Annotated in this window: 10 protein-coding genes; all 10 read left to right on the top strand. The window is 39.4% G+C overall.

Annotated elements, in window-relative coordinates; genetic code table 11:
• Position 1 precedes the first annotated feature (1 nt).
• The gene (locus NXS00_RS05475; RefSeq protein ID WP_258098111.1) at positions 2-2,809 is read left to right on the top strand and encodes a T9SS type B sorting domain-containing protein; all 2,808 of its coding nucleotides are present in this window, start codon (positions 2-4) and stop codon (positions 2,807-2,809) included.
• A 50-nt stretch (positions 2,810-2,859) separates the two neighbouring features.
• The gene (locus tag NXS00_RS05470) at positions 2,860-5,652 is read left to right on the top strand and encodes a T9SS type B sorting domain-containing protein (protein ID WP_258098110.1); all 2,793 of its coding nucleotides are present in this window, start codon (positions 2,860-2,862) and stop codon (positions 5,650-5,652) included.
• Positions 5,631-6,050 (top strand): thiol-disulfide oxidoreductase DCC family protein, encoded by a 420-nt coding sequence (locus NXS00_RS05465; RefSeq protein WP_258098109.1) that lies wholly within the window; start codon positions 5,631-5,633, stop codon positions 6,048-6,050. Before NXS00_RS05470 ends, NXS00_RS05465 begins: the two co-directional genes overlap by 22 nt.
• A gap of 53 nt (positions 6,051-6,103) precedes the next feature.
• Positions 6,104-6,976, top strand: a complete 873-nt coding sequence (gene fabD / locus NXS00_RS05460; RefSeq protein WP_258098108.1) for an ACP S-malonyltransferase — start codon at positions 6,104-6,106, stop codon at positions 6,974-6,976.
• Between the two features lie 7 nt (positions 6,977-6,983).
• Positions 6,984-7,133, top strand: a complete 150-nt coding sequence (locus NXS00_RS05455) for a hypothetical protein (RefSeq protein WP_258098107.1) — start codon at positions 6,984-6,986, stop codon at positions 7,131-7,133.
• Positions 7,133-7,798, top strand: a complete 666-nt coding sequence (gene cmk / locus NXS00_RS05450; RefSeq protein ID WP_258098106.1) for a (d)CMP kinase — start codon at positions 7,133-7,135, stop codon at positions 7,796-7,798. The genes NXS00_RS05455 and cmk overlap by 1 nt, the downstream gene beginning before the upstream one ends.
• Entirely contained in the window at positions 7,788-8,678 is an 891-nt protein-coding gene (locus tag NXS00_RS05445) for a 4-hydroxy-3-methylbut-2-enyl diphosphate reductase (protein ID WP_258098105.1), read from the top strand. The genes cmk and NXS00_RS05445 overlap by 11 nt, the downstream gene beginning before the upstream one ends.
• Positions 8,679-8,795: 117 nt before the next feature.
• Complete coding sequence (locus tag NXS00_RS05440; protein WP_258098104.1) at positions 8,796-10,151, top strand: Na(+)-translocating NADH-quinone reductase subunit A; 1,356 nt, start codon at positions 8,796-8,798, stop codon at positions 10,149-10,151.
• 9 nt (positions 10,152-10,160) lie between these two features.
• Positions 10,161-11,354, top strand: coding sequence for an NADH:ubiquinone reductase (Na(+)-transporting) subunit B (locus NXS00_RS05435; RefSeq protein ID WP_258098103.1), 1,194 nt, complete (start codon positions 10,161-10,163; stop codon positions 11,352-11,354).
• On the top strand, positions 11,341-12,099 hold the full coding sequence (gene nqrC / locus NXS00_RS05430) for an NADH:ubiquinone reductase (Na(+)-transporting) subunit C (RefSeq protein ID WP_258098102.1): 759 nt from the start codon (positions 11,341-11,343) through the stop codon (positions 12,097-12,099). The genes NXS00_RS05435 and nqrC overlap by 14 nt, the downstream gene beginning before the upstream one ends.
• The last annotated feature ends 6 nt before the right edge of the window (positions 12,100-12,105 follow it).

Here is a 12,105-nt window from a genome sequence, read left to right as displayed (position 1 = left end):
TATGCTTAAAGTCTTCACAACTCTTCTATTATTTACAATAGGATGGAATGCATATAGTTCTCACATTCGTGCAGGAGAGATAACTTCCAAAAGGATAAGTGATTTCAATTTAACCTATGAATTTACTTTCCACGGATATCGTGATGTGGAAGGTGTGGAATTTAGGAATGGTGTTTTTGATTTTGGTGACGGCACTTCCGTAACAGGTGACTTTGAGTACTCAAAGAAATATATAAGCGACGAAGTTGAGTTAGTCACTTTTACTCTTGTTCATACTTATCAGGCGGTAAATGCCTATGTCGTTTCTTTTAAGGAGGATTTTAGAAACGCCAATATTATTAATATGGACAATTCTAGAAACACCACGTTTTATGTGGAGTCACTGGTTGTTATTGATCCTTTTTATGGAACAAATAGTTCTCCAGTATTAACCGTTCCGCCAATAGATTACGCTGCGGTGGGAGCTTTATTTATTCACAATGCAGGGGCTTTTGATCCAGATGGTGATAGTCTATCGTATCGTTTTACTACTCCTAAGCAAGCCCGAAACAGTGTAGTCAATAATTATAGAGTCTTAAATGATCCTCAGTTCTATGACACATTTGCTCAGGGAAACGAAGCGCAGAATGGACCTCCTGGATTAACCATTGATCCTGTAATCGGAGATCTGACATGGGATGCTCCAGGCCAGGAACTGAATCAAGGAGATCGAGCTGAATACAACGTAGCCTTTATTATAGAAGAATGGCGCTACATACCGATTACTGGAAGATGGGAACGACTTGGGTTTGTTGTTCGAGACATGCAAATCATCGTAGAAGAGACTGATAATGAGCGTCCAGAGCTATTGATCCCAGAAAACATATGTGTTGAGGCGGGCACAACAGTTGAGGAATTCTTCGAAGGAACAGACCCTGATGGAGATCCTGTAAGAGTAGAAATGTTTGGTGGGCCGTTTGAAGTAGCTCCCACAGCGACTTACTTTCCCAATGATGGAGGATTTATAGAGCCACCTGCATACACCACATTCACCTGGAATACTGCTTGTGGACACGTAAGAGCAAGACCTTATCAGGTGCAGGTAAAGATTACCGATGACCCTGAAATAGGACCCAGGTTGGTCAATTTTGAAACATGGGAAATAACAGTCGTTGGTCCTGCTCCAACAGGCTTGACAGCACAAACTCAAGCAGATAGGTCTATGCAATTGTCATGGGATAATTACCAATGTTCAAATGCCGATTCGATGCAAATCTGGCGAAGAGTAGGAGAATTTGATATAGAGGTGGATGATTGTGATGTAGGGATGCCGTCCAATACAGGCTACGAATTGATAGACCGGATTTCAATAGATGAGACAAGCTATTTTGATAATAACAATGGAAGAGGACTTGCTCCCGGCGCTAATTATTGTTATCGTTTAGTTGCTGAATTTGAAGCACCAGGAGGTGGTTTGAGTTATGTGAGTGAAGAAGCATGTGATAGTGTCATAGTTTTTGCTCCGGTTATTACTAATGTGGATGTGAAGTCTACAGACATGAACAATGGTTCGATAGAGGTAAGATGGACACCTCCTTATCAAATTGATCAATCATTATTCCCACCAGCATATAGTTACGATTTACTTAGAACAGAAGCCGGTTCCAATAATTATGAACTGATCCAAAGTCAAACAGCAGATACAGTTTTTACAGATTCTGGGTTAAATACTTTTGCAAGAAGGTACAATTACTACGTAAGAGCTTATGACGCCAACGATGTTTACATTGATTCATCAGCTGTGGCAGGTCCGGTACGATTAGAGTTAAAACCTTTACTTGAATCGATAGAATTGAGTTGGTCTGCCAGTGTGCCATGGTCTAATACGGTACAGAATTACCCGTATCACTATATCTACAGAGATCAGGTGAATGCTGATGATACTCAATTGGTGCTTATTGATTCGGTAGATGTAACGTCAAATGGCTATACCTATCTTGACAATGGGAGGTTCAATGATGTGAAACTAGACGATGAAATAGAGTATTGTTATTATGTAATTGCTCAAGGTTCTTATGACAATGAGTTGTTGCCTGAACCTCTGTTGAATGCATCTCAGATTGCCTGTGGACAACCTAATGATACCATTCCACCTTGCGCACCATTACAATTGTCGTTCATAGATGCTGGAGACTGTGAGTCTGTATTGGCAGATGTTCCTTGTGGAGCCACATTCTACCGACAGGAATTGACATGGGATTCCAATAATGCAGAGTTGTGTGAAGACGATGTTGTTTCTTATAACGTTTATTTGTCAGAAACTGGACTGGAAGAGGATTATGAGATAATTGCAAATACACCAGTCACAAGTATCATCCGTGAAGACCTATCAAGTATTAAAGGTTGTTATCGAATTACGGCTGTGGATCGATCTGGTAATGAAAGTGCTCCCACAGAGTCTATTTGTCGTGATAATTGTCCGGTGTACAAACTGCCAAATGTCTTTACGCCAAATGGTGATGGAGTAAATGATGTGTTTGCTCCATTGAACAATAATGGATTAGGTATAGTAGGTTTCAATTCTGCAGATTGTCCAAGGTTTGTGGAGTCTGTCAAATTCAAGGTATTTGATCGAAGTGGACTTGAAATCTTTAATTATGATTCGTTCGAGAATGAAAATGGTATTTACATCAACTGGGATGGAAAAGATCTAAGAGGTGAAGATGTCGCTGCTGGTGTTTATTACTACTCTGCTGAGGTGGTTTTTGACGTGCTGAATCCTTCTGATGCCAATCAGACCTTTAAAGGCTGGGTGCAGGTTATTAAATAATTGTTTGAGTAAATTACGGTTAACGATTGATTAACTAGACTTTACATTGCATGCTCAAATCCCTCATAAGTCTACTATTATTATCTATAGGCTTGAATGTTTATGGATCACACATTCGTGCAGGAGAGATAACGGCTAGGCGTATTGATCCAATTGCAAATACCTATGAATTTACTTTTACCGGTTTTAGAGATTCAGGTACTATATTAGAATTTGGATCTGGAATATTCGAATTTGGAGATGGAAATTCGATAGAGCGAAACTTCGAAATCATTAAGACGTCAGTGGGTAACAACACAGAGATGGTTCAGTTTCGTCTGGTTCATACGTATCAGTCAGCAAACTCTTATATCGTTTCTTATCAGGAGAATTATAGAAATGCCAACATTATTAATATTGATAACTCTGATTTCAATCCTTTTTATGTTGAAACGATGATCGTTATTGACCCATTTTATGGGTTAAATAATTCTCCATATTTCACGGTGCCACCTATAGATTATGCTGCTGTTGGTTCTGTTTTTTTACATAATCCGGGAGCATTTGACATTGATGGAGATAGTTTGTCATTTCGATTCCTAGTCCCACGTCAAACAGCCGATGATGAAGTAAGTAACTATAGAGTGTTAAATGATACAGCCTTCTATGAGGACTTTGATATTGGTAATGCTGCGTTGAATGGTCCCCCAATATTGACTTTGGACCCTTTAAAAGGAAACTTGGTTTGGGATGCGCCAGGGCAGTTGTTGAATCAAGGTGATCGAGCAGCATACAACGTTGCTTTTTTAATTGAAGAATGGAGGTTTATCAAGCAGACGGGAAAATGGGAACAAATTGGTTATGTGATGCGAGACATGCAAATTATCGTTACAGAAACCAATAATGAAAGACCAGAGATCTTTATTCCGGATGATCTATGTGTGGTTGCTGGTACTATCATCGATGAAGAATTTAGAGCTCAAGATATTGATGGAGATCCAATTAAGATTGAAGCATATGGAGGACCGTTTGAAGTTGTTCCATCAGCATCATTAGAACCAAGCAGTGGAGAGTACCTTTATCCTCCAACAACAGCTCGTTTTTTATGGGAAACAGCTTGTGAGAGCGTTCGTGAACGACCATATCAGGTAGAAGTTAAAGTTTCAGATCAACCCGCAGTTGGCCCACCACTTGTGGACTTTAAAACCTGGCAAATTACGGTAGTTGGTCCTGCTCCTACAGGATTGGAAACAACCATTAGACAAAATAGGACTATACAATTAGATTGGGATTCTTATTCATGCCCTAACGCAGAATTTATGCAAGTCTGGAGGAGGGTGGGCGAATATGCTATAGAAATCGATGATTGTGAGACAGGAATGCCCTCCAATACGGGGTATGAATTGGTTGATCGTGTCGAAATAGATAAAACAAGCTATTTGGATAATGATCATGGAGTTGGGTTAGCACCAGGAGCAAACTATTGCTACAGATTAGTAGTGGAGTTTGGTGGTACAACCGGAGGTGAGAGTTACGTTAGTGAGGAAGTTTGTGATCAGTTTGAAGTATATGCACCTGTAATTACTAATGTCGATGTGAAGGCGACAGATTCATTAACCGGACAAATGTCAGTAAGATGGACACCTCCATACCAATTAGATAAATCTGTTTCCCCACCGCCATATAATTACGATTTATTAAGGGCTGAAAGTGGTTCAGTCGAATTTCAAAAGTTGGGTCAAAGCCTGATCGATACTGTATTTATAGATGAAAATATTGACACCTATGATAAGGTTTATCAATACTTCGTTATGGCTTATGATGGTAATGGAGTGTTTCTTGATTCCTCTGCGATAGCCGCTTCACCTCGTCTAACCTCAGTTCCTACTTTTGCTAGTATAAAATTGAGTTGGTCTGCAGATGTGCCATGGTCAAATCATACCCATCAATATCCATATCACTATATCTACAGAGGATTGGGTGTAGGGAATCCATTAGAATTGATCGATTCTGTAAACGTTACAGAAAATGGGTTCTCTTATATCGATAAAGATGAGGAGTTGATTGCAGGACAGGATTATTGTTATTTCATTACTACACAAGGATCTTATGATAATGATCTGCTACCAGAACCTTTGCTTAATTCCTCGCAGGTAGCATGTGCTCGATTACTTGACCTAATTCCTCCTTGTAAACCTGAGAATCTGATATTGGTTGGGATGAATGAATGTGAAAGTCATATGGTCTCTGGTTCTTGCAATCCTGTTCTTTTTAATCAACAACTAACCTGGAATGGTGATATAGCTTCCGATTGTGATGATGATTTGGCTTATTACAATGTCTATTTTTCTCCAACAGGGTTGGTGGATGATTTTATGTTGTTAGCCTCCACATCTGATAATCATCTGGAAAGAGGGTTTTTAACGAGTATTAAAGGATGTTATCGAATTTCTTCAGTTGATCGCTCTGGAAATGAAAGTGAGTTCACAGATGTCGTTTGTCGGGATAATTGTCCTAATTATTCCTTGCCAAATGTATTCACGCCCAATGGTGATGGAATTAATGATGTATTTACACCGTTCAATTTACAGGTCTCAGAAAACTCAGGATTGAATACATCAGATTGTCCTAGATCAGTCCTATCTGTGCTATTTACAGTTTACGATCGCAATGGTTCTGAGGTCTTTGAATACGAATCTTTCGAAAATGAGGAAGGTGTCTTTATCAATTGGGATGGAAGAAATAAATTAGATCAATTGGTGGAGTCTGGCATTTATTATTATTCAGCAGTTGTTATTTTTGACGTGCTGGATCAAAAAAAGGCCAAAGAAATTATTAAAGGATGGGTGCAGGTAATCAGGTAAATGATCAACCAGTGGTATTGTTTGATGGTGTTTGTAATCTTTGTAATTCATCTGTCAATTTCGTTATTGATAGAGATAGAGGATTCTTTCAGTTTGCATCCTTACAATCTGAGGCCGCAAAAGCATTGTTGGAACCTACTTCTATAAATCCAGAAAGATTAGACAGTATTGTATTGGTGGAAGACGGTAAGGTTTATCATAAGAGTACTGCCGCACTTAAAATAGCATCTAAGTTGTCTGGTTTATGGCCCCTGTTATCCGTTTTCCGAATTCTTCCAGTAGGCTTTAGAGATTTCTTTTACGACTTAATTGCCAGAAACCGATACCGATGGTTTGGCAAGCAAGATGCTTGTCGCATTCCCACTCCAGAGTTGAAAGATCGTTTTCTAGATTCTTAAGGATGTTTAATTAGCTTTGCCGTCAAATCAATTGACAAGTCAAACCTTAATTTATGAAGGCATTTGTATTCCCAGGTCAGGGAGCTCAATTCCCAGGTATGGGCAAAGATTTATACGACAACAACCCAAAAGCAAAAGCATTATTTGATCAGGCAGACGATATCTTAGGATTCCATCTTTCTAAGATTATGTTTGAAGGATCAGCGGAAGAGTTAAAACAAACGAAAGTTACTCAACCGGCCATTTTTCTTCACAGTGTAGCTACAGCATTAGTTTCAGATGACTTCAATCCTGATATGGTAGCAGGTCATTCATTAGGAGAGTTTTCAGCATTAGTTGCCAACGGAACTTTGAACTTTGAAGATGGCTTGAGATTGGTTTCTCAGCGCGCAATGGCAATGCAAAAAGCTTGTGAATTGCAAGAATCTACGATGGCTGCAGTTTTGGCTTTGCCTGATGCAACAGTTGAGGAAGTATGCGGATCCATAGATGATGTAGTAGTTGCTGCTAATTATAACTGTCCTGGACAATTAGTCATTTCAGGAAGCGTTAAAGGAGTGGAAATTGCCTGTGAGAAATTGAAAGAAGCAGGAGCAAAACGAGCTTTGGTTTTGCCAGTGGGTGGAGCATTTCACTCACCACTAATGGAGCCTGCTCGTGAAGAATTGGCAGCAGCAATTGAAAGTACTGTATTTGGTACACCTAAATGTGCGGTTTATCAAAATGTAGATGCAAAGGGACATACAGATATCAATGATATCAAAACAAACTTAGTAGCTCAGTTAACTGCACCAGTTAGATGGACGCAAAGTGTGCAATCCATGATCGCTGATGGAGCTTCAACATTCGTAGAATGTGGACCAGGTAAAGTGCTTCAGGGATTAGTGAAGAAAATCGACGGTGGTGTTGAAACTACCAGTCTTTAATAACTGAATGAGAAAATTCAAATACATATTAGGTCTTTTTCTATTATCATCCATGATCATTTTTGGAGGATGTAGAAAAGGACCTTCTTCATCTTACGGCAAGAAGAAGCAAATCAAAAGAGGAAAACCAATTCCTTGTCCTGTCAAAGATTGTTAATGAGAAAAATTGTTATAGCACTTGATGGCTATTCAGGAACAGGGAAAAGTTCCACGGCCAAAGAAGTAGCCAAAGCTTTAGGATATATTTACATTGATAGTGGAGCCATGTATCGCGCTACCACATATTATTTTCTGGAAAATCAAGTAGATTTAGCAGATGCTAAATCCGTTGAGAATGCTTTGAGTAATATTAGTATTTCATTTTCTGGAAATCAGGTAATTCTCAACGGTGATGATATCTCAAATGATGTTCGCACTATGCGTATAAATGAGAATGTAAGTGCCGTTAGTGCCATCAAAGAAGTTCGAGTGGCGATGGTTGCTCAGCAGCAGCAAATAGGACAGGAGAGAGGTATCGTCATGGATGGTCGTGATATAGGAACGGTTGTTTTTCCAGATGCTGAATTGAAAGTGTTCATGACTGCCAATCCTGATGTCAGGGCAGAAAGAAGACAAAAAGAGTTGGCTGAAAAGGGCATTCATGAGGAACTTAATACCATCAAAGTCAATTTATTAGACAGAGATAAAATCGATTCTTCTAGAGCAGAATCTCCATTGAAAAAAGCAGAAGATGCAGTTGAGGTAGATACCTCATATTTGACATTCAATGAGCAAGTTGATAAAATTGTAGAATTAGCAAAGGGAATTATCCATGCAGGTTGAAATTGATCCACATTCCGGTTATTGTTTTGGCGTAGAGTTTGCCATTCAGATGGCAGAAGATGAGATGAGCGATGGTCAAGAGCTTTATTGCCTTGGCGATATTGTTCACAATGCTATGGAGGTAAACAGGCTGTATGCCAAAGGTCTGAGGACAATTGATCGAGAGCAATTGCAGGAATTACATGACTGTAAAGTGTTGATTCGAGCTCATGGTGAGCCTCCTGAAACCTATCAGATTGCCCTAGAAAACAATATTGAGCTTATTGATGCTTCGTGTCCTGTAGTATTGAAGTTACAAAACAGGATTAAGCATTCTTATGATAAGACTCAGGAGGTCGATGGTCAGATAGTTATTTATGGTAAGCCAGGGCATGCCGAGGTTATTGGTCTTACTGGTCAAACCAATGATGAAGCTATTATAGTGACCTCCGAAGAAGATTTGGATAAGATAGATTTCAGTAGGCCAGTTGTTCTGTATAGTCAGACTACCAAGTGTACAAAAGGCTTCTATACAATCAAAGAACAGATCGAAGATCGGATAAAAAAAGCGAAGGGTACGTTGACATTAGAAGATTTTAATGCCAATGATAGTATCTGTAGACAAGTTTCGAACCGCGAGCCAAAAATGGTTGAATTCTCTACAAAGCATGATGTGATCCTATTCGTTTCTGGTAAGAAAAGTTCTAACGGAAGAGCCCTTTACAATGTGTGCCTTGAAAACAATCCAAGGAGCTATTTCATTGAAAGTGAGGAGGAAATACAGTTGGATTGGTTGAATGCTGCTGATAAAATAGGGATTTGTGGAGCAACTTCTACACCTCGTTGGTTAATGGAAAAAGTAGCCAATTTTCTGACCTCTCAAGAGCAAGTTTTAGCCTGATTAAACCGGGAAAATACCGTTCAAAAAATGGTTATTTATTGATTGGTTTAAACATTTCATTTGAACATTTTTTTACTATTTTTGCATCGATTTTCAAGTAGAGCGCAATTATAGAAAATGTCTAAAACGATAAAGCTAAAGAAAGGTTTTGATATCAACCTTGCCGGCAAACCGGAGAAGAAAATCTCAGAAGTATCACTCTCAGAAACCTTCGCAATAAAGCCTACCGATTTTCCAGGAATGGAAAGACCAAAAATGTTGGTAAAAGAAGGAGACACGGTTAAGGCCGGATCACCACTCTATTTCGTAAGAGGAATCGAAGATGTAAAGTATTGTTCTCCAGTCAGTGGAGAGATTGCTGAAATCAAGCGAGGAGAGAAGCGTAAAATACTAGAGATCAAGATATTAGCAGATAAGGAAATTGCATTCGAGCAGTTTAAGTCCTACAGTGCTTCTGACATCAATGGTTTGTCTCGTGAAGATGCCGTTGAGCAAATGAAAAGCAGTGGAGTTTGGCAAAATCTGATTCAGAGACCATTCGGTATCGTTGCAAATCCTGAGGATAAGCCCAAAGCTATATTTATATCTGCGTTCGATACCAATCCATTAGCTCCTGAGTTGGCATACCAGCTTGGTGATAAAGCTGAGTTCTTCCAGACAGGATTGGACATCCTTAAAAAATTGACTGACGGTACGGTTCATCTGAATATAGATGGACAAGCTGAAGTTGCTCAGGTCTTTGCACAAGCAAATGGCGTTGAGATCAACAAAGTAACTGGAGCTCACCCGGCAGGAAACGTAGGCGTTCAGATACATCACATTGAACCAATCAATAAAGGAGATATCGTTTGGACTGTAACGCCATATGGTGTTGCTCAAATAGGACAATTGTTCGCTCAGGGTAAATATGACGCTTCTAAATTAGTCGCAGTTACTGGGTCTGAAGTCTCAACTCCTGGTTACGTGAAGACATACATTGGTGCTCAGATCAAAAGTTTGACTGAGGCTACTGGAAATCTAAGATTTATTAGTGGAAATCCACTGACAGGAGTAAATGTGGGTAAAGATGGATACCTTGGATTCTATCATAACCAGATTACAGTTATCCCTGAAGGAGATTATGAAGAATTTCTTGGTTGGTTGAAGCCAAGTACTTCTAAGTTGAGCTTCCACAAAGCATTAGGACTACTTTCATTCCTTAACAAAAACAAGGAATTCAAAATAGATACTAATACACACGGTGAGGAAAGACCTTTCGTGGTTACTGGAGCATTTGAAAAAGTGTTGCCAATGGATATCCTTCCTACTTATCTATTCAAAGCAATTCTTGCCGAAGACTATGATGAAATGGAAGCGTTGGGTATTTTCGAGGTGATTGAAGAGGATGTGGCTCTTTGTGAGTTCATCGACCCATCGAAAAATGATCTCCAGGAGATTTTGAGAGACGGAATTGAGTTGATAAAAAATAGCTAATTCATTGAAATGAAGGCATTACAGAAATTATTTGATAGCGTAAAACCGAACTTTGAAAAGGGTGGTAAATGGGAGAAATTCTACACTCTTTATGAAGGTCACAGAACCATCGTTTTTGCTCCAGATATCCTTACCAAAAACAAGGGTACTCAGATCAAAGACGCAGTGGATTTGAAAAGAGTAATGATTACAGTGGTGATTGCCATGATTCCAGCTTTATTGTTTGGTATCTGGAACGTAGGTCATCAGCATTTCATTTCAGTAGGAGAGGAAGCTACTTTCCTTGATAAGATTATCACTGGATTGATTCCAGTTATTCCAATCCTTATCGTATCATACGGTGTAGGTTTGTTAACAGAATTTATTTTCTGTGTGATTAGAAATCACCCAATTAGTGAAGGTTTCCTTGTTACAGGGATGTTGATCGCTTTAGTACTACCTCCAACTATTCCGTTGTGGCAAGTAGCATTAGCGACCATTTTCGCTGTAGTGATTGGAAAAGAAGCATTTGGTGGTACAGGTATGAACGTTTTGAACGTTGCCTTGACTGCAAGAGCATTCCTTTACTTCGCTTATCCTGGTCAGATTTCTGGTGATTCAGTTTGGGTATACTTAGGTGGTAAAGAAGCTGTTGATGGCTTCTCTGGAGCTACAGTACTTTCTTACGGTCCAACTGCTATTGCAAATGGAACTAACATGATGGCCGAAGTTGGAGCTCACTGGTATGACGGTATGTTTACCTGGATGAACATGTTCATTGGAGCAATTCCTGGTAGTATTGGAGAGACATCAGTGTTGATGTGTTTGATCGGTGCTGCCATTTTAATAGGTACAGGTGTAGGTAGCTGGAAAATCATCTTTAGTGTATTCGGTGGTGCTTACGCAATGGGTCTATTGTTTAATGTTATTGGCGGTAACCCTTATTTGGAATTTCCTGCTCACTACCATTTGGTAGCTGGAGGCTTGGCATTTGGAGCTGTATTTATGGCTACTGATCCTGTTTCTGCAGCTCAAACGGAAGTTGGAAAATGGATATACGGTTTCCTAATTGGTGTGTTGACAGTGTTGATTCGTGTGGTAAACCCAGCGTACCCTGAAGGAATTATGCTAGCGATCTTGTTCATGAACGTTTTCGCTCCCCTTATTGATTACTATGTAGTAGATGCTAACAAAAAAAGAAGATTAAAACGTGCAACGGTCTAATACTTACATAATCCTATTTTCAGTCGCGCTAACAGTAATTCTTGGTGGACTGTTATCTCTAGCATCTGTTGGGCTTAAGCCTGCTCAACAAAAACAAATTGAGCTAGATACTAAGAAGAAGATTCTTGGTGCGGTAATGGATATTTCTTCATACAATGATCCCAATGCTATTCTTGCTCTATACGATGAGAAAGTAGAGTCGATGATCGTTGATATCAATGGCGATGAGGTAACTACTGATCAAAAAGGTAATCCGGTTACTGCAGAGAAAGTTGATATTCAGAAGAATTATAGATTCCCTGCCAATGAAAGATTGTTCCCTGTTTATAAATTCAAGGAAGATCCAAGTTCGGACAAAGTAGATGCATACATCTTCCCAATGTTCGGTGCTGGTCTTTGGGATTGGATATCAGGATACATGGCTTTGGAAAATGATTTAAATACCATCAAAGGGGTTGCGTTTGACCACAAACAAGAAACACCTGGACTTGGAGCTAGAATTACTTCTGAAGAAGTTCAAAGTAGATTTGTAGGAAAGAAAGTGTTTGAAGGAAGCGAATTGGTTTCTGTGAGCATGGTGAAAGGTGAGGGCAATGCTGGTCTTACCGAGCATCAAGTGGACGGAATGTCAGGAGCTACTTTGACTGGTAAAGGTGTGAATGCTATGTTGCAATCTTATCTTGGTTACTACGAGTCATACATTAATAAAGTAAAATCAGGCAACGGTAAAGTTGCTCTTAACTAATAAAAA

The organism is Marinoscillum pacificum (assembly GCF_024714495.1).
In the GTDB taxonomy this organism is placed as follows: domain Bacteria; phylum Bacteroidota; class Bacteroidia; order Cytophagales; family Cyclobacteriaceae; genus Marinoscillum; species Marinoscillum pacificum.
This window is presented reverse-complemented; position numbering and strand designations above follow the sequence as displayed.

Bases quoted from the DNA above. Each gene is read 5' to 3' on its own strand.
- NXS00_RS05475 (WP_258098111.1), top strand. From the start codon at position 2: ATGCTTAAAGTCTTCACAACTCTTCTATTATTTACAATAGGATGGAAT.
- NXS00_RS05470 (WP_258098110.1), top strand. From the start codon at position 2,860: ATGCTCAAATCCCTCATAAGTCTACTATTATTATCTATAGGCTTGAAT.
- NXS00_RS05465 (WP_258098109.1), top strand. From the start codon at position 5,631: ATGGGTGCAGGTAATCAGGTAAATGATCAACCAGTGGTATTGTTTGAT.
- fabD (WP_258098108.1), top strand. From the start codon at position 6,104: ATGAAGGCATTTGTATTCCCAGGTCAGGGAGCTCAATTCCCAGGTATG.
- NXS00_RS05455 (WP_258098107.1), top strand. From the start codon at position 6,984: ATGAGAAAATTCAAATACATATTAGGTCTTTTTCTATTATCATCCATG.
- cmk (WP_258098106.1), top strand. From the start codon at position 7,133: ATGAGAAAAATTGTTATAGCACTTGATGGCTATTCAGGAACAGGGAAA.
- NXS00_RS05445 (WP_258098105.1), top strand. From the start codon at position 7,788: ATGCAGGTTGAAATTGATCCACATTCCGGTTATTGTTTTGGCGTAGAG.
- NXS00_RS05440 (WP_258098104.1), top strand. From the start codon at position 8,796: ATGTCTAAAACGATAAAGCTAAAGAAAGGTTTTGATATCAACCTTGCC.
- NXS00_RS05435 (WP_258098103.1), top strand. From the start codon at position 10,161: ATGAAGGCATTACAGAAATTATTTGATAGCGTAAAACCGAACTTTGAA.